Annotated in this window: 19 protein-coding genes and 2 pseudogenes; 10 read left to right on the top strand and 11 right to left on the bottom strand. The window is 69.7% G+C overall.

What is annotated here, in order from left to right; all coding sequences use genetic code 11:
• Positions 1-395 precede the first annotated feature (395 nt).
• Positions 396-830 carry a hypothetical protein gene (locus tag AB0J86_RS30205; protein ID WP_363861042.1) on the top strand — a complete coding sequence of 145 codons (435 nt, stop codon included), beginning with the start codon at positions 396-398 and terminating at the stop codon, positions 828-830.
• A gap of 169 nt (positions 831-999) precedes the next feature.
• Here AB0J86_RS30205 and AB0J86_RS30200 read toward each other — a convergent pair.
• The 3 genes and pseudogenes from AB0J86_RS30200 to AB0J86_RS30190 form a co-directional block, all read right to left on the bottom strand.
• Positions 1,000-1,218: pseudogene (locus tag AB0J86_RS30200) on the bottom strand (DUF1877 family protein); the annotation flags it as partial.
• A gap of 39 nt (positions 1,219-1,257) precedes the next feature.
• A complete protein-coding gene (locus AB0J86_RS30195; RefSeq protein ID WP_363861041.1) occupies positions 1,258-1,797 on the bottom strand; it encodes an AAA family ATPase in 540 nt (179 codons plus the stop codon).
• Between the two features lie 83 nt (positions 1,798-1,880).
• Entirely contained in the window at positions 1,881-2,354 is a 474-nt protein-coding gene (locus AB0J86_RS30190) for a MarR family winged helix-turn-helix transcriptional regulator (protein ID WP_363861040.1), read from the bottom strand.
• Between the two features lie 68 nt (positions 2,355-2,422).
• On the opposite strand from AB0J86_RS30190, the gene AB0J86_RS30185 reads away from it, so the two are divergent.
• Together AB0J86_RS30185 and AB0J86_RS30180 are read left to right on the top strand one after the other, a co-directional pair.
• Positions 2,423-2,809 carry a hypothetical protein gene (locus AB0J86_RS30185; protein ID WP_363861039.1) on the top strand — a complete coding sequence of 129 codons (387 nt, stop codon included), beginning with the start codon at positions 2,423-2,425 and terminating at the stop codon, positions 2,807-2,809.
• Positions 2,810-2,904: 95 nt separating this feature from the next.
• On the top strand, positions 2,905-3,783 hold the full coding sequence (locus tag AB0J86_RS30180) for a DUF1963 domain-containing protein (protein WP_363861038.1): 879 nt from the start codon (positions 2,905-2,907) through the stop codon (positions 3,781-3,783).
• Between the two features lie 159 nt (positions 3,784-3,942).
• Here the strand turns inward: AB0J86_RS30180 and AB0J86_RS30175 are convergent, their stop codons facing one another.
• Entirely contained in the window at positions 3,943-4,506 is a 564-nt protein-coding gene (locus AB0J86_RS30175) for a dihydrofolate reductase family protein (RefSeq protein ID WP_363861037.1), read from the bottom strand.
• Positions 4,507-4,541: 35 nt separating this feature from the next.
• On the opposite strand from AB0J86_RS30175, the gene AB0J86_RS30170 reads away from it, so the two are divergent.
• A complete protein-coding gene (locus AB0J86_RS30170; protein ID WP_363861096.1) occupies positions 4,542-4,808 on the top strand; it encodes an integrase core domain-containing protein in 267 nt (88 codons plus the stop codon).
• Positions 4,809-5,123: 315 nt separating this feature from the next.
• Here AB0J86_RS30170 and AB0J86_RS30165 read toward each other — a convergent pair whose 3' ends face one another.
• The 4 genes from AB0J86_RS30165 to AB0J86_RS30150 form a co-directional block, all read right to left on the bottom strand.
• Complete coding sequence (locus AB0J86_RS30165) at positions 5,124-6,950, bottom strand: hypothetical protein (RefSeq protein WP_363861036.1); 1,827 nt, start codon at positions 6,948-6,950, stop codon at positions 5,124-5,126.
• A 341-nt stretch (positions 6,951-7,291) separates the two neighbouring features.
• Positions 7,292-7,753 (bottom strand): hypothetical protein, encoded by a 462-nt coding sequence (locus AB0J86_RS30160; RefSeq protein WP_363861035.1) that lies wholly within the window; start codon positions 7,751-7,753, stop codon positions 7,292-7,294.
• 97 nt (positions 7,754-7,850) lie between these two features.
• A complete protein-coding gene (locus tag AB0J86_RS30155; RefSeq protein ID WP_363861034.1) occupies positions 7,851-9,128 on the bottom strand; it encodes a M48 family metalloprotease in 1,278 nt (425 codons plus the stop codon).
• 110 nt (positions 9,129-9,238) lie between these two features.
• On the bottom strand, positions 9,239-10,231 hold the full coding sequence (locus AB0J86_RS30150) for a DUF1152 domain-containing protein (RefSeq protein ID WP_363861033.1): 993 nt from the start codon (positions 10,229-10,231) through the stop codon (positions 9,239-9,241).
• A gap of 201 nt (positions 10,232-10,432) precedes the next feature.
• Between AB0J86_RS30150 and AB0J86_RS30145 the strand changes: the two genes are divergently transcribed.
• Positions 10,433-11,548 (top strand): MerR family transcriptional regulator, encoded by a 1,116-nt coding sequence (locus tag AB0J86_RS30145; RefSeq protein WP_363861032.1) that lies wholly within the window; start codon positions 10,433-10,435, stop codon positions 11,546-11,548.
• 82 nt (positions 11,549-11,630) lie between these two features.
• Here the strand turns inward: AB0J86_RS30145 and AB0J86_RS30140 are convergent, their stop codons facing one another.
• Entirely contained in the window at positions 11,631-12,224 is a 594-nt protein-coding gene (locus AB0J86_RS30140; protein WP_363861031.1) for a TetR/AcrR family transcriptional regulator, read from the bottom strand.
• A gap of 92 nt (positions 12,225-12,316) precedes the next feature.
• On the opposite strand from AB0J86_RS30140, the gene AB0J86_RS30135 reads away from it, so the two are divergent.
• From AB0J86_RS30135 to AB0J86_RS30125, 3 genes are all read left to right on the top strand, one after another.
• On the top strand, positions 12,317-13,216 hold the full coding sequence (locus AB0J86_RS30135; RefSeq protein ID WP_363861030.1) for an alpha/beta hydrolase: 900 nt from the start codon (positions 12,317-12,319) through the stop codon (positions 13,214-13,216).
• Between the two features lie 327 nt (positions 13,217-13,543).
• Positions 13,544-14,854: a low temperature requirement protein A gene (locus tag AB0J86_RS30130; RefSeq protein WP_363861029.1), complete on the top strand. Its 1,311-nt coding sequence runs from the start codon at positions 13,544-13,546 to the stop codon at positions 14,852-14,854.
• 95 nt (positions 14,855-14,949) lie between these two features.
• Entirely contained in the window at positions 14,950-15,342 is a 393-nt protein-coding gene (locus tag AB0J86_RS30125) for a VOC family protein (protein WP_363861028.1), read from the top strand.
• A gap of 7 nt (positions 15,343-15,349) precedes the next feature.
• On the opposite strand, the gene AB0J86_RS30120 is transcribed toward AB0J86_RS30125, so the two are convergent.
• Both AB0J86_RS30120 and AB0J86_RS30115 read right to left on the bottom strand, forming a co-directional pair.
• The gene (locus AB0J86_RS30120) at positions 15,350-15,550 is read right to left on the bottom strand and encodes a DUF397 domain-containing protein (protein WP_363861027.1); all 201 of its coding nucleotides are present in this window, start codon (positions 15,548-15,550) and stop codon (positions 15,350-15,352) included.
• Positions 15,547-16,437, bottom strand: coding sequence for a helix-turn-helix transcriptional regulator (locus AB0J86_RS30115; protein WP_363861026.1), 891 nt, complete (start codon positions 16,435-16,437; stop codon positions 15,547-15,549). The genes AB0J86_RS30120 and AB0J86_RS30115 overlap by 4 nt, the downstream gene beginning before the upstream one ends.
• Before the next feature lie 329 nt (positions 16,438-16,766).
• On the opposite strand from AB0J86_RS30115, the gene AB0J86_RS30110 reads away from it, so the two are divergent.
• Both AB0J86_RS30110 and AB0J86_RS30105 read left to right on the top strand, forming a co-directional pair.
• On the top strand, positions 16,767-16,994 hold the full coding sequence (locus AB0J86_RS30110) for a hypothetical protein (protein ID WP_363861025.1): 228 nt from the start codon (positions 16,767-16,769) through the stop codon (positions 16,992-16,994).
• Positions 16,991-17,212 (top strand): annotated as a pseudogene (locus AB0J86_RS30105) (flavin reductase); the annotation flags it as partial. The gene AB0J86_RS30110 and the pseudogene AB0J86_RS30105, both read left to right, overlap by 4 nt.
• Positions 17,213-17,223: the final 11 nt, after the last annotated feature.

The raw sequence follows: 17,223 nt of genomic DNA, 5'->3' as shown, positions 1-17,223 counted from the left end.
CGGCGCGGACGGATCAGACGCAGACCCAGCAGTAGAGGTGGGCTTCCCGCGTACGGGCTTCTCGGGCCAAGACGGCGAACTCGCCGAGAAGATGGCCGGGGCCCCGCTCGCGGACCTGCGGGCCACCGGCCTGAGGAACCGACGTAGACCCTCCTGCCCGTACCTGGCGACGATCTCACGCGGCGGCATCGGCAACGGCGGCAACGGTCCGCCCGGACCGCCCGGCAGGTCGATCGTGGCGGCCGCCTCGTCGTCCGAGGAAGCAACGAAGTAGTCGTAGAGCACTCCCACGCCACGAGCATGCCAGCCGGGGTACGTCCACGAGACGGCAGCCCGCGATAACCTGCGGTCGGCCGGATGCGAGCTGCCAAGCGGAATACAAGGGCGGGCAAGAGATGCCTAGCAGGATCGTTCAACTGTGGGCCGAGGGCCTCGCGCCGGGGCGGGACGGCCTCTACCGGGCGGACGGCTCCGCGCGCGCCGTCGAACTGAGTGGCGGCGCACGGTTGGACGGGTTCGAACTCGGACCGCCGCTCGCTCTTGACGCCATGCTGGGCGAGGACCCCGACAACGTAACTCAGATCGACATCCTCCGCGGCGCAGACGTGCCCGTACCAGACGGCTCGGGTTACGTCTGCGGCGGTGATGGAGCCCACGGTTCCGAAGGCTTCTTCGCCCGGTTGGACAAGGACCGAAACCTGATGTGGATTGTGACGCTGACCGACTCCAACCCGTTCGAAAAGGCGGAGGTGCGCGGCTCTACGGCCACGTTCACGAACAACCTGGGCAACGCGGTGACGGTCGACCTCGACCATCCCGACTTCGCCTGAGCCCCCGGCGCATCGGTAACAGGCGCGGGAGCGGGCCTCCTGGCGCCGGTGGCACCGGCACCGTACCCGCCGCCGGGCGTGGGCTGGTTGGCGCCGGGCGATGTTCGCCGGGGGAGGCCGCAGCAAGGCCAGGTGTGGGTTACGTCCTCGCCGGACCCGCTCACGTGCGTCAGGTGATGGCGAGGAGCGCCGCCCGGCCGTTGTCGGCCGCGGTCCGATAGAACCGGCGCAGCTCGACGAAGTGCGCGACGAGGTTGTCGAGCGCGGCGCCGTAGTTGGCCCAGCCGAGGGGGTAGGTCTTGGCCGTCGCCATCGCATCCGGGTCGTACCGGGAGCGCAGTGCCTCGACATCCAGCGAGTCCAGTCCGGTGGCGACGGCGCGGACGGCATCCGGGCCGGTTGCCGCGCGGACCGCGACTCGCCGAACTCACCTGAGCCGGTATTCGCCTGAGGCGAGGACGCGCCGAACTTCAGCTGCCGTCCGTTGCGCGTCGAGGTCCCCGGTGTCGATCGCGTGGTGCTCGAGATTTCCGAGGTGTCCGAATGCGGCGTGCAGGCCGGTGATTGCGTCGACGTCCTTCAGTTCGTGGCCGACGCGCTGTTTCGCGCGCGACAGCGTCGTGTCCAGGTCGGGTCTGAGGACGACGTAGGACATCACCAGGTTGTCGTGTGCCGAGACCGCCCGAAACGGTGGTAGGAACCACGGTCCGACGATTCCATCGACCACGACGTCGTAGCCGCCGCGCGCGAACGTCGCGACGCTTCCGACGATCGCTTCGACGACCACCTCGTTCTGCCGCTGTGCCTCGGGCAGGAACGGAAGAACGAATCCGGTGCGGATCGAGCGGTAGAACCAGTCGGTCGCTAGGTGGACTGTCGGGACGCTCGCGTCGACAGCGAGCAGCTCAGCCACCGTTGTCTTCCCCGCGGCCGGCGGGCCGGTCAGGATGATCACTTCACCGTTCACACTCCGGACGCTAGCCGCGTGGCCCTCGGGGAAACAGTCTTGTTCTCCCGCCCGGGTTCGACCGCCCGCTCCAGCTATGGCCGCTAACCGTGCTCCGGTGTCGCCTGTCTCGCGGCGGAGACCGCTGCCTCGTACCTGAGCAGGGTGTCGACGAAGCTCCGTTGTTGAGCTGGGCTCAGCGGGTCGAGGGCGTGTCGCCACGCGTGGGCACCCGGAGAGAGCCATTGGGCGATGGCGGGGCGGCTCTCCGGGCTGATGTCGACGATGCGTCGGCGGCGGTCGGCGTCGTCCTCGCGCCGCACCAGGACACCCTTGCGGCTCAGGTCGCTCACGATCAGGCTCACGGTGGTCGGTGCCACACCGAGCATCCCGGCCAGCTCAGAGACGGTCAGGGGGCCGTCGAGCAGGAGCAGGGACAGCATCGACAGGTGCCTCGGTGCCAGGTCGAGCGACCGCAACTCCTCCGGCAACGGCAGGCGTTTGATCCTGCCGACCAGCCTCGGCATCACCAGGAGCAGCTCCCTGACCGTGTCGTCCGTGGTGTTGGGCGTTGACATCCACCCACCCTCCAAATACCTTTGCTCTCAAAGCTAATTTGCCATCAACCCTGTTCCCGGAGGATCGTATGCCCCACCTCAGCGTCCACGTACTGGAGAACGACCTGGCCGGACGCGAGACCGCGCTGATCGCGAAGCTGACCGACGCGGTCGTCGCGGTCTACGGGGAATGGGCCCGGAGCATCGCGGTCGTGCAGCTGATCGGCCTGCCGTCCAACCGATGGGGCATCGGCGGCGTGCCGGCAGAGGCGCCCTCACCCAGCGTCACGTTCGGCATCAAGGAAGCCGCGTTCAGCCGACCCGACGCCGACGAGATCGTCGCCCGCCTGGTCTCCGGGGTCACGGACGCCATCGTCGACGTCTTCGGGGAACGCGTCCGCGCTGGCGTGACGGTCGAACTCGTAGGCACCCGGGCCGGCCGTACGGGCATCGGTGGGGTTGTCGTCACGGCATAGCCAGACCGTCCAACGCCGCGAACCGGCCAGGGCCAGCCCACCGGCTTCCATGGACGCGCCCTCACGTCGCCGCGTTCATGGCATCATGCTGAGCGATGGATCATCAGGGGCGGTTTCGTCCCGCGGCGCTCGCCCTGGGCGTCCCGGACGACGAGATTGACAGGTTCGTCCAGCACCTCCGGTTGTCGATCCGGCTGAGCGGAGGGCCCGGAGGCGCTCCGGTCGGACAGTTCGGTGGGGCGCCCCGGCTGCCGGTGAACGAGGACTGGCCGTCCGATCAGCTCGGTCCGTTGCCGTTCGTCTTCTCCGTCGACTGCGCGGCTCTGCCGAGGGTCGACGGCTTCGGCCTACCGGCGGACGGCTCGCTGCTGTTCTTCCTGCGCCACGAGCACGACCACCTGGCCGGTGCCGCCGGGGAGCAGGGAGCGCGAGTCCTGTACGTACCGGCCGGCACCGATACCGAGGTCGTGGAACCCCCGCACTCGGAGTTCGTCGGCGAGCAGTACGACGTCAGCGCCACGCTCTTCGCGGAACTGCCCCAGTGGTTCGCGCCGCTCGACGAGGATGACGGGGACGAGGACGACCTGTCGCCCTTCCAGCAGCAGTTGGCCCGTGATCTGGCCCGTGACATGCCACACCTGGACGAACTCCGCGCTCTGGCCCACGATGTCTGGCCGCCTGACGAATGGCTCGCCAGCGCCTACATCGGCGGGTATCTCAACGACGAGGTGATCACGAGCATTGCGGAGCAGACCCTCGCGGGGCGCGAAAAGGCCGGCGAGATCGTCATCCCCGTGGCGAAGTGGTATTCCCATGTGGAGAAGGAAAAGCACCGGCTGACGAGTGAGTGGATGTCGCTCGCCCGCTTTCCCCTGGCCGACGAGTTCTATTACGGGAGTTTCGTGATCCGCCACGACGACCTGGCCGCCGGCCGGCTGGACAAGGCGTTGCCCGTGACCGAGTTCACCGAGTAGAACCCCGGGGACGTCGGATGCGGTCGCGGATCTGCGCTGCTTGTGGTCGCCGACCTCAGGTACTGGGCACCCACCCGTGTCGCCGCGGCTCCGGACCCAGCTCGACCTTTCTCGGGGGCACGCTGCCGCTCCCTCCGACAGCCAGCAGCGGAATCGCGCTCACCGCCTCGTCTCGTACCTGGTCAGCACCACGCCGCCGGGAAACGTCCGCGTCTCCACCAGGTTCAGGTTCACCCAGCTGTCCACTGCGGTGAAGAACGGTGTGCCGCCGCCCACCAGCACCGGATGGGTCACGATCTCGTACTCGTCGATCAGCCCGGCCCGCATCGCCGCGCCAGCGAGCCCCGCGCCACCAACCCTCATCGGCTCGCCGTCCTCGGCCCTGAGCCGGGTGATCTCCGCGACCGCGTCGCCGGTGACCACACGGGTGTTCCAGTCAACCTTGTCGACCGTCGAAGAGAACACCACCTTCGGCGTATCCCGCCAGTTCCGCGCGAACTCGACCTGCGCCGGGGTGGCCCCTGGCTGCTGGTCGCCGTTCGGCCAGTAGGAACTCATGTTCTCCCACAGCCTGCGCCCGTACAGGAACAGACCGATCGCCCGCTCCTGGTCGAGCCACCACTGAAACAGCTCGTCGCTCGGCGCACTCCAGCCGAGGTCGTCGCCCGGCGCGGCGACGTAGCCGTCCAGGGACAGGTTCATGCCGTAGACCAGCTTGCGCATGCCGCCATGCCTTTCCGTCAGTCGGTTTCGGGGGACTGGAACAGCTCGACGCGGGAAACCGCGAGTGCCTGAACCGAAACGCCTGGACCAACGTACTCGAAGCGCGGGCCGTGATCGGTGGCTTCAGACACGAGTACAAGACGCGGCACCGTCACTCGGCGTTGGGCTACCGAACCCCAGCCGAGTACGCTGCCACCTGCCATTCGAGGGCGCTCGTTCACGGCCGTGGAGCAGGAGGTCGCCTGGGCGGCCAGCTTGTGGATGGCCGCGTACAACGCCCGGGAACTGGCACTGTACGGTGACACCCCGGCGGGCGGCGATGCGCTGCGGGCGCAGGCACCCGAACGCCTCCGCCGGGCCGGTGCGTAACATCAGCACCAGATTCAGCGGGTGCTTGTCGTGTCGGTCATGGCGTACGTGCGGACGGTGAGGGCGGCGTCTGGAGCGCCAGCGGTGCAGATCGTGCCTTCCCGGCGGCGGGGTTCGCGGGATGTCGAGCATCTCGGGTCTGTGCACGCGGACGCGGACCTGGAACTGCTCCGCCGCTGCCGAACGGGACGAGGTGTTCAAGGCACTGGTGTTGGCTAGGTTCGTCGAACCGACCGGCACGGGTGCCGCTATTTGATCCGATGTACGCGAATCTCCACGCCGATGCTCTTCGCGCCGGTGATGGCGGCATCGAGTTGGGTCTGGTTGGCGGCGGGGAGAGCCTCGTCGGCGGGCAGTGCGACGTCGAGCACGCGAACGGTGTTCTTCCCGATCGTGACGGACTTGCCGCCGCCGCTCCACTGACTCTCGCCCATCCCGCCGAGCTCGCCCGCGTTCTTCATGAGGCTGTTGTAAAAGGCGCCGGGCTTTTTGTACCCCTTCACGGCATCGTAGCTTTTCAGTTGCCCGACCTCGATCGCATCGGCTTCCGCGCCGCCGGCGCTGTATACCGCCCGGTCCAGGTTCGGGAAGTTGCCGTAGAACTTCTCTCCCGGCAGTTGCGCCTTCAGGAGACCCTCTACGGCACGTCCACGGGCCGGCGCTGGCAAGTCCCACACCCCCCGACCGCTGGGCGCTGCGGGCCCGGTCGGGGGTTTCAGCATCTGGCTGCCCCTCATCCAGCGGCCCGTGACGCGCGCGCTCCGCAGGGCTGACAGCGACCGGATGGCGGAGGACTGGGCGATGGGGAATACCACGTTAAGTAGATACTGCACGACGAAGATGCCCTGCGTCAGCACCTCGTCGCCGAGGATCGTTTCCTGTTCCCGCCGTACCATCTGCTTGACCTGCCACAGCACCGGCAAGGTGCTGCGGTTGCGGATCTCGGGCCAGAGCAGGCCGCCCGGGCCGGGCTTCGCCTCACGGTACTGGCGTTCGGCGTCGTCCTCGCCGCTCTCGTCGTCCGAAATCGTGTTTATGTCGATTTCGATGTCGACCAGCGATCCGAAGCGGATGATGCGCGAAAGATCCATCGGATGTTCGACCAGGTACTTCGGCTGCCAGGAGTAGGCGTGCACCATGGCATCGACGTACAGGTCCTGGGAGGTGGGCGTCGTTGCTCGCTGTAGTAGGTACTGAATGCGGGCCGGATCGCCGATGCCGTTCGCTTTCTGCACGTTGTCGCGTATGGGCGGTATCACGCCTTGGTTCCCGCGGAGGAACCGTAACTGATCGAACTCTTGCATGCCGTTGAACTGGCGGAAGAACTCGCTCCACGCGCGACCCTCGACCAGGTCGATCAGGTGTTGCTCGGGTTTGCTGGGGCCCTGCTTGCCGCGCTGCCGATCAATTTCCATGAGCGCGGCGGCCGCGCCCGGCACGGAACCCGCTTCGTCGCGATGGTCGATCAGCGCGTCGAGGGCATCACGATTCAGTGACGACACCACCCGGGACCGCTGCGACGCCGGCACCGCGACGAGGATCTGGAAGGCCGCGTTCGGCGGAGTACTGAAGTTGCCGCTGCGGATTGCCCACAGCAGGTTCTCGGACCGCTCCCGGAACGCGGCATCGGCCGGCGGAGCCGACGCATTGGTGATCGCGAGATGTATCCGTGGGCGGTCCGAGCCCCCGCCATGCTCCTCGAGGTTGTCCGCGAGCGTCTTGCGCTCGGCAGCGGTCAGGGCGCGCAGCAGTCGCACCATGTCATCCATGGACAACCCGTTGAGCACGTAGTACGCGCCCGGCGGATCGGAGGTCTGCCAGTTGCCGCTGCCTATCGCGGTCCGAACCCACGCGATCCGATCACCGAGCCAGGACCGTTGTACCGTGACTGCCCGCTGAGCCACCGGACCGTGCGCCGTTGTCTGCCCGAGAAGAAAGGCCGCCGTAGCCCTGTTGCCGACCGTCTGCTGCAGCGCGACCACCTGATGAGCGGGCTGGCCCTCGCGCTTGACGGGCGCGACGTGGACGTCCGGCTCGTGCGGATCCCGGGATGAGCCCGGCAGCGGTCTCGTCACGGACGTCTCCGGCAGGTGTGAGTCATGATGGGTACCGACCGGCACCGACCCCCGTCAACTATCGCCTGGTCAACTATGGCCTGGTGACGTTCTGCCGACACTGCCTTGACGGGCAGCACTATGGGCACGATGTACTGGCCGGACGAGCCGGAGCCCGAGCCATCGGCCAACGGCTTGAGGCCCGTGGCCGACCGACCGCGAACCTTGAGCGTAGCCGGATCGGAAGCCGAGCGACATCCTGAGGCGCCGAGATGAGTACCGCCCGAGGCCGATGCGAACTGGCTGCCGAGGGGCCACACCCCTCCGATTTCGAGGTGCGGGCCAGAGGGACGGACGTTTCGCTACGTCAACGTGACCACCCGGCGCAGCAGGTCGCGGTGGTCGTGGGTCCAGTCGTACGCCGCGCGTACGGCCTGCACCGTACCGAGCTCGTGCAGCCGGATCAGCGCGGGTTCGCCGGCCCGGGCTGCGGCCTCGATGCCGCGCCAGCACCGGTCCTGCCACCACAGGATCGTGTCGACCAGGGCGGACCGGTCCGCCAGGCGGTAGGCGTCGGCGACGAGCCGTACGAGCCTCGCCGCCGCCACGGCGTCCCGGACAGCGGGGCCCAGGCCGACGTACTGCCAGCAGACGTGTGCGACGTCGTGGATTCGCTCGCCCGGTGCGGCCATGTCCCAGTCGATGAAGGCCACGGGCAGTCGCTGGCCACCCACGTCGCGGTAGACCGTGTCCGGATCGCGCGGCGGGGATTTTCGTACGGTGTTCCCGACCAGCGCGGCCTCGCTGACGGAACCTCCGGGCAACGGTTGCTCCGGCGGGGTGCCCCGGAACCGGGGTGGCTGTGCCTCCCTCGGATCCGACACGTCCCCGCCGCGCTCCGCGCGATGCCGGCGACCCAACTCAACCGCCCCAGCTTATGTTCCGTACGGTCCGGTCGTAGTGCCTGGCCAGTTCGCTGTCGATTCGTTCGAGACGCGCCTGGTCGAGTGCCACGGCGGGGCCCTGCGCGGTCCGTTCCTGGATCATGCGGGCGCGTAGGCCCGGCGGGGGATGCGTGGCGAAGAGCGATGCCTGGTCACGGAGGGACAGTTGACGTAGCGCCGGCAGGATCGGGCCGGCCGAGGTCCGCGCCTGCTCCGACGACCTGCGCCACTGGTCGGGCCCGTGTCCGGCACGGGCATCGCGGCGCACCACCATTTCCATGGTCTCGCCGATCAGGAGGGTGTCCAGCAGGTTCACGGCCGCCGCCGAGCCCGCCGCCTCGGCGGCCAACTCGTCGGCCAGGTACTCGGCGCGCTGCGCGTCGCGTAGCCCGACAGCGACGAGCACCACGTGGACGGTGAAGAGCAACCGTGCCAGGACCCGCTGGACGATCTCCGCCAGCAGCTCCCCGGCCCAGCCCATCAGGGCCGACTGCGGCAGAGCAAACGTCGAGACCGGTCGGACCAGGTCGGCGGCCGTCCCCAGCATGGTGAAGGCCGGCTGGGTGAGCAGCAGCCGCCGTACGTCGCCGTTCACGAAGTGGGCCAGCTCGTGCCCGAGGAGCGCGACCCGCTCCTGCGCCGGAAGGGCTCCCCACAGGGGGAGTCCGATGCAGAGCACCCGGGCCCGGCGCAGCCCGATCGAGGTCGCGTACGCGTTGAAGTCGTCGTTGACGGCCACAACATCTGGCGCGGGCGCGCCGATCGCCCGCGCCACCTCGTCGACCAGGTCGAACAGTGACGGCGTCTGGTCCCGGTCGAGCACGTACGCCGACTCGTCGAGCCGGCCGAACCGTGGCCGTAGCACGACCGCCAGCCCGAGCGCGGCCAGGCCGAACGGGATGGTCAGCGATGGGAAGTCGTGGACCACCAGCCACACGCCGAACGCGGCGACCAGTACCACACCCACGAGCAGCAGCAGCGAGGCCCCGATCGTCACGACCCGCGCGAGGGCGGGTCCGCGCCGGTCGATGCCGTCCGCCACCAACGCGTCGAACTGATCCCGGGTCAGCCGGTACGCGAGCCGGTGCGTGCGCCGGTCGATCCACCGCCAGCCGAACTCGGGCGGGCGGCGGGCCGGCTCGTAGCGGTCGAGGTTCCACTCACAGTGCGGGCACCACGGCTCGGCGTCCTGAATCGACACCGTGACCGCGAGGCAGTGGTCACAGGTCTCACCCCTGCTAGGACTGAGGATCACGCGGGCAGATGTTGCCACGCCCGCCGGAGGGAGGCGGTCCGCCGAAGGTACATTTCCGCGTTGGTCGCCGGATGCCCGCAGGATCTGGCGCCGCGCGGCGGTGCGGGCGTTCAGTGGGGGAACGCGCGGGGGATCCGGGGGGAGATCTCGTTCCGGAACGCCTCGATGCGCCCGATCACCTGACGCCGGCCGACGGTGTGCTCGATCCGGTCGAGGTACAGGCATCGGGCGGCGAGCTTGTCGAGGTCGACGGTGAAGTACATCGCCATCAGCGGGTTGACGAACAACGAGCTGCCATTGGTACGCCGGGTGAACTGGACGTCCCCGAACGCGCCGCTGATGGCGGCGGCGATCTGGCCGTTGACGATGCTCGGCCGCGCCGGGATCGCGGCCTGGGCGTCGGCGACGGCGTCGCGGTACAGCATCGCTTCCCGGCTCGCGCCGGGGATGGACAACGCGCCGAGGTAGCCGCCGACGCGGTCGAGCGCGGCGATGTTCTCCAGCACCTGGACGTGGTTGACGCCGTCGTAGGCGTCGATACCGAAACCGAGACAGGTGACCAGCTTCACCGGGATGTCGAGGGCCGCCACGGCGGCGAGGCTGGTGATGTCCTCCACCGGCGTGCCGAGGGCGCTCTCGTCGCCGCGCAGCAGGATGTCGGTACCACCGTCGACCAGCACCACCGCGTCGATGTCCAGGCGTTCCGTCAGGTACCGGTAGGCGTCGCGCAGCGTCTGGACGCCGAGCGGGGGAAAGGCGTACACCGTCGACGGCAGGTCGTGGGCCGCCAGCCACCGGGCGAGCGTGTGCTCGGGGCAGTACCAGTCCGGGGTGTCCGAGTCCGGCGTGACGGCGGCGACGTGCTCCGCCACCCACGAGTCACGGTCCATCAGTTCGAGTTCCGAGAAGGACAGGTTCGCCAGGTGTACCCGCACGCCGCCGTGCCACAGCGCCAGGGCCAGCGGCAGGCCCGCGTACACGTCGAACCCGCCGCCCGCACCGGCGATCAGGACGCTGCGGGCCGAAGCCAGCGCGGCGAAGAGCGGCGGGGTGGCCAACGAGAACGTGCCCGGTTCCACGGGCGGCGCGACGGGGTTCAGCACCGATCAATGATCGCCGACCGCCGCAACCCGTGCTGCCACCACCGACCGGCCCCGGGCGCACGCTCCCGCCACGATCGGCGGAACGCCCGCGGACGTGCTCGCGGGCATACCGACGAGCGGAAAACCCATCCCGCGCCGACGCCCGGAAACCGATCCGAAGGGCTTGCTCCTCACGTGGCGTCATGCCAGATAGTCGGTGTCGTGGAGGAGCACCTGACCGTGGGACGGGTGGCCGAGCTGACCGACGTGACCGTCCGCACGCTGCACCACTACGACGAGATCGGCCTCCTGCGGCCGTCCACGCGGACCGCTGCCGGACACCGGGCCTACTCCGCCGGGGATGTGGAACGCCTGCGGGAGGTGCTCGCCTACCGGCGGTTGGGTTTCGGACTGCGCGAGATCGCGGATCTGGTGGACGACCCGACCACCGACGCGGTCGCGCACCTGCGCCGGCTGCGCGGCCTGTTGCTGGAACAGCGGGATCGCGCCGCCGCCATGGTGACGGCCATCGACAGGGAACTGGAGGCGCGGGCAATGGGGATCAGGACGACGCCGGAGGAGCAGCTGGAGATGTTCGGTGCGCGGCTGTACGACACCATCGGGTCCGCCTACCCGGCGACGCGACGTACGGAGCCGCGGATCGCCGCGCGCATCTGGGACGCGCTCGGGGACGCCCGGACGGTGCTGAACGTCGGGGCCGGTACCGGCTCGTACGAGCCCCCCGACCGGGACGTCACGGCGGTGGAACCCTCGGCGGTCATGCGGGCGCAGCGTCCCGCGGGCGCGGCGCCGTGCGTGGCGGCCGCGGCGGAGAGCCTGCCGTTCGAGGACCAGTCCTTCGACGCCGCGATGGCGGTCAGCACGGTCCACCACTGGCCGGACCCGATCGCCGGGCTGCGGGAGATGCGGCGGGTGGCCCGCCGCGTGGTGGTGTTGACGTACGACGCCGATGGCACCGGTTGGCGTCAGCGGTTCTGGCTCACCCGCGACTACCTGCCTGAATTCGCCGACCTTCTCGTCGGGTGGCCTTCGTTGGCCGATCTCGCGGGTGCGATCGGGGGCCGCGCGGAGCCGGTGCTCGTCCCGTGGGACTGCGTCGACGGCTTCTTCGAGGCGTACTGGCGCCGGCCCGAGGCGTACCTGGACGAGCATGTGCGCCGGGCGGTGTCGGTGTGGACCAGGGTCGGGCCGGAGGCCGAACGGCGGGCGGTGGACGCGCTCCACGACGATCTCTCCTCCGGCCGCTGGGCCGAGCGCAACCGCGGGCTCGTCGCGCTCGACGCGGCAGAACTCGGCCTCCGGCTGCTCGTGGCGTGAACCGCCGGGCGCGAGGCACGCTCTGACGAAACGCGACCCGGCCTAGCGAAACGCGACCCGGCCTAGCGAAACGCGACCCGGCCTAGCGGAACACCCGGTCGAGCTGGGCGTCGACGAGCGCCAGGGCCTCCTCCGGGCGGTACAGGCCGATGAGAACCGGCCCGACCAGGCCCTGGGTGAGGAAGTACAGCGCGGGCGCCTCGCGGTCGGGATCGACCCCGTCGCGCAGCTCGCCCCGTCGGGCCGCCTCCCGGAAGTTGGCGACCGACACCGTGAGGATGCGCCCGTACCCGTCGCGCAGCTGCTCGGCGTAGGCCGGTGTGACGGTCGCGGCGGAGAAGAAGGCGATGTTCACGCACGCCTCCTCGCGACCGGGGGCGTCGACCGGGAGCATCACCGCGGTGGCGGCGCGGACCAGGTCGCGGCGGGTGGGGTCGGGCAGCGCGGCGACGGCGGCCTGGAGCCGGGCCAGCACCCGTTCGCGCATGTGGGCGAGGGCGAAGAGCAGCATCTCCTGCTTGGTCGGGAAGTAGTACTGCACCGTGCCCATCGACACGCCCGCCTGTTCGGCGACGTCGCGCAGGCTCACCGCCTCGAACCCGCGCGTGCCGATGACCGTGAAGACGGCCTCGGCGAGGAGGCGTCGGCGCTGCTCGTGATCGACCTGCTTCGGCACGACCCCGACGGTACACAATGCGACCGCATTGACACGTGCGACTCCGTACGGTTATCATGCAGTCGCATGAAAAAACGTCTGGGGGGAGCGACATGGCCATCGAGTACGCCCGTAACGGCGACGCCACCATCGCGTACGAGACGTTCGGCGAGACCGGCGAGCCGCTGCTGCTGATCATGGGGCTGGACTTCCAGATGGTCTGGTGGCCCGACGCCTTCTGCGAGCGGCTCGTCGCCGCGGGCTACCACGTGGCCCGGTTCGACAACCGCGACACGGGGCTGTCCACGCGCTTTCCCGAACCGGCCGACGGCGGCCCGTGGCGCGCGCTGCTCGGCGGCACCCGGCCGCTCTACACCGTGAAGGACATGATCGGCGACGGCCTCGCCGTCATGGACGCGCTCGGCTGGACCGACGCGCACGTGATGGGCGGCTCGCTCGGGGCGGCGCTCGCCCAGGGCATGGCGCTGCTGCACCCCGAGCGGGTGCGCAGCCTCACCCTCTGCATGGGCGGCCCGGCCACGGCGGGGCCGCTGCGCACGCTGCGCTACGTGCGCTTCGGCATCTTCCGCGAGTTCCGCAAGCTGCCGAAGCCCACCACCCCGGAGCAGGAGATCGACAACCTGGTGGCGATCTACCGCGCGATCAGCTCGCCCGGCTTCCCCTTCCCGGAGGAGTGGGCGCGCGAGGCCGCGACCGTCAGCCAGGCCCGCGCCCCGCGCGACCCGCGTACCACCCAGCGGCACCTCGCCGCCGGCCGGGCCGTGAAGCTGCCGAAGCTGTCCGGGATCACCGCGCCGACGGTGGTCGTCTCGGGCGCCGACGACCCGCTGTTCGACCCGCGCGCCGGGCGCGACCTGGCCGCGCAGATCCCGGGGGCGCGCTTCGTGCTCTACCCGGGGATGGGCCACAACCTGCCCGAGGAGTTGTGGGACGACGTGATCGCCCAGATGCCGCGCTCACCCGCGGCGCACGGCGGCGCGCGACGGGACTGAGCGCCGCCCGCCGGTACCGGGGATGTGGGTCGGGCAGGGCCGCCGCCGCATCGTGGCGATCCGACCCGTACGGGCGGACCTGACCGGCGTACCGGCGGACCTGGCCGGCCCGACCCCGGCCCGCCACGGGGGAGGGTCGAGGTCGCGGCCGGGTCCGCCGGCCGTTCACCGGTTCGCCCGTGGCCCGGGCGGCCACCGCCCAGGGCGGGCGGGGCCGCTCGGGCACCGGCCCTGGCCTGCGCGGCTTACGGATATCCGCCGACGGACCAGTAGGCCGCCCCCATGTCCTCCTTGGCGTACCCGTTGGGCAGCACCCACGGGGAGCCGGTGCAGTTGCTGTTGCGCCAGAGCTGCTGCGTACCTCACCGGGCCGAACTGGGCGGCCGGCGGGTCCGCGGCATGGTACGACTACGTCAAGACCGAGACGAGGCGGCCAGAGAAGGCAAGTCGATGATGGCGAAGAGAGCGCCGCTGCGTAGCCCGGATACTCCGGAGCGGGCAACCTTTCTGGAGCTGTTCTTCGACCTGGCGTTCGTTTTCGCGCTCCTCCAGGTCTCGCGCGGCCTGGTCCAGCACCTGGATTGGAGCGGCGCCTTCCACACCCTCATCCTGTTGCTCGCCCTGTGGCGCGTATGGCTGGTCACCACCTGGATCACCAATCGACTGGACCCGCAGTGGCTGCCGATGCAACTGATGGTGGTGACGACCCTGCTCGCCAGCCTCGTGCTGGCCACCGCGCTTCCCCAGGCATTCGGCAAATACGGACTGATCTTCGCGGGCGTCTACGTCGCGATCCAGCCCGGCCGGTATCTCGTCCTGCTGTTCTTCATGCGTGGCCATGAGTTGCAGGGTGCCGTGGTGCGGGCGTTGTGGTCGGGCCTCGTGTCCAGCGGGCCGTGGATCGCGGGGGCGTTCACGCACGGCTCCGCTCGTACCGCGCTCTGGACGTTCGCGATAGCCGTCGAGTACGCGGTGTTCGCGGTGAACATTCCGCTGCCGTGGGCCGGTCATGTCGGCCCCTGGCAGTCGCCGACCTCGGCCGAGCACCTCGCCGAACGGTACCGGCAGTTCTTCATCGTCGCCCTGGGCGTGCTGACCATGGCCGGTGGGCTGGCACTCGACTCCCACGGCTTCACACCCGCCCGGGTCGCGGCATTCGTCATGTCGGTCGCCGTGACCGCACTTATCTGGCGCACCTACATCTACCGCGCCGGCGAGGTTCTCTCCGCAGCGTTCAGGGTGGCCCGGACCCCGGCCCGCCTCGGTATCGGACCGGTATACGCCCACCTCGTCATGGTGGCGGGCATCGTCGGCATGGCCGGGGGCATCGACCTGGTCATCGCCCAGCCGCTCGGACCGACGCCGCCGGCCCACGCCATCGCCTTCCTCGGCGGGCCCGCGCTCTTCCTGGCGGGCCGCGCGGGCTTCGAATACATCGTCTTCGCGAAAGTGTCCTGGAACCGGCCGACCGGGGCGCTGGTCCTGGTCGCCCTGATCCTGCCGGCGATCCACCGGCCGCCGATCGTGGCCACCGTCGCCGTACTGGTCGTCATGCTCGGGGTCGCGATCACCGACGCCGTTCGCATCCGACACCACCGGGGTGAACTGGAGCCACCGCGGGTCGACGGCCCATCGTGACGGGGCGAAAGGCGCCCTCGGGACCGCCGCCCCGTCACCGCTCCTGTCTGGACGTGATGATCAGTGTTTGGCGGGGCCAACGGTAGGGTCGGGCCATGTCGGTCCTCCGTACCCCGCAGGTGGTTCTCTTCAGCGACGACCTTCCCCGGGCCGTCGCGTTCTACCAGCGGCTCGGCTTCACCGAGGTCTTCCGGGTGCCGACCGACGGTGAGCCGATCCACGTGGATCTGGTGCTGGACGGCTACCGGCTCGGCGTCGCCTCGGTCGCCTCCACCCGTGACGACCACGGGCTGGACCCCGTCGCCGAGGGTCAGCGCGTCGCCGTGATCCTCTGGACGGACGACACCGCCGCCGCGTACGCCGAGCTGGTCGCCGACGGGGCGCCCGCCCTGGCCGCCCCGCACGTGTGGCTCGACCGGCTGCTGATCGCGTGGACCGCCGACCCCGACGGCAACCCGATCCAGATCGTCCAGCACCTGGCCGCGTGAGCGCGCCTCAGCGGGAGAGGCGGCCGGCCTTGAGGCCGCCCACGAAGGCGGTCCAGGCCGTGGGGGAGAAGGCCAGCGCCGCGCCGGTCGGGTCCTTGCTGTCGCGTACGGCGACGAGCCCGGGCACCTTATCGGCCACCTCGACGCAGTCGCCGTCACCGCTGCGGGTCGACTTGTGCCAAGCTGCGCCGGCCAGATCGGAAGTCACGGGGCATGCTCCTTCGCGAGAGATGCGATTAGCTCTCGCGATTGTGCCTCGCTCAGGCACGCGCCGTGCATGCTGACCCAGGCTTCGTCGTATCGGGCTACCTCTGCCGGCTTCTCCAGATAGAGGGCCCCGGTCAGTCCTTCGCTGTAGACGATCGTCGGCTCGGCCGGCTGTTCGAACGACTCGGTACCGAACTCCAAGATCGTGAAGCCGCCGTTGGCCAGTTCGGCCCGATACAGCCCGGCGCTGAAGGGAAGCACCCGTAGCGTCACGTGCGACCGCCGACTGATCATGTTCATGTGCCATAGCTGTGCTGCCATCCCCGCGCCGTCGAGGAAGGGCCGGCGTAGCACGGACTCGTCCAACACGATGTCGAGCTGCGTTTGGCGAGAGACCTCCCGGTCGAAGATGGCCTTCTGTCGAGCGAGTCGCAGTGCGACAGCCGAGTCCCGCTCCGCCTGTGGTCGGCCGGGCCTACTCAACCGGAATATCTCGGTGGCATACGCCTCGGTTTGCAGTAGCCCCGGCACGAGTTGGGGTTCGTACTTCCGTAGTCGGGTCGCCGCGGATTCGAGGCTCACGTATGCCTCGAACCAGTCGCGCATGGCTTCGCCGTACGCGTGCCACCAGCCGTCCTTGCGGGTTTCCTTGGCGAATCCGACCAGCATCGCGGTGAGCTGCGGCGACGCGCCGTAGACGCGGCACATCGCGGCGACGTCCGGCGCGCTGGTCGAGGTGGTGCCGCGCTCGATCCGCCAGATCTTCGGGGGTGACCACCGCAGCGCCTCGGAGGCGGCCTTGACCGTGATCCGGGCCTGCTTGCGCAACCGGCGCAGGTGCCGCCCGAGTTGCCGGCGCGGGACCGTCGATCCGGTCTGTGTGATCACCATTCGCTCCCTCCCGGGCGCGGTTGCCGGTTGCCATTTGCGGATTGCAAGTCAGCCGCGCAAGTTCCGCTTTTCATATAGCACTCTGGATGGGGCGGAATCAACATCCGGGCAGCGCGCGGCCGGACCGGCGCGGGAATTCTTTCATGTGATCTGAAATGTTCACTCACGCGCCCGCTTAACAATCTCGTTCAACCAATCTGACATATTGCAATTCGTACGCCCCTGCGTTGGCATTGGTCCGGGCGGCGGTCGGGCCGTCCAGGTGGGGGAGTGGCCGGTTCGAGGGGGCCCGGCCACTCCTCTGTCTTCCGGATCGGGGAGGGCGGATGGAGCGACGCGTGTCGTACGGCGAATACCTCTCCGCCGTCGCGATGACGCTGGCCCGCCGGCACCGGCCGCTCTGGCTGGTACGCCGGTGTGCCTGCGGTGCGGAGCTGCCGTGCCGGGCGACCCACCGCGTACCGATCGGCCGCGACCACTGGCCGGACCAGCCCGACGACAGCGACGACCCGTACGACGGTGACGACGCGCCGAACCAGGAGGAGGACGAGTGACCATCCACAGCCCCGTCACGCCGGCGTGGAACTGCCGGGGATGCGGACAGGACTGGCCCTGCCGGTCGAGGCGGCGGCAGCTGATCGCCGAGTACGGCGAGGCCCGGCTCGCGCTGGCCGCGTACCTCGGTCGGTTTCTGGTGTGTGCGGCCGTGGACCTGCGGCACGTGCCGGCCGGGTGGCTGCACAACCGGTTCGTCGGCTGGGCGGGCGAGACGCCGCCGCCGAT

Origin of the sequence: Micromonospora sp. NPDC049559 (genome assembly GCF_040676675.1) — a bacterium.
In the GTDB taxonomy this organism is placed as follows: domain Bacteria; phylum Actinomycetota; class Actinomycetes; order Mycobacteriales; family Micromonosporaceae; genus JBFAPK01.
Note: the sequence above shows the minus strand (reverse complement) of the source record. Positions and strands in the feature narration are given on the sequence as shown.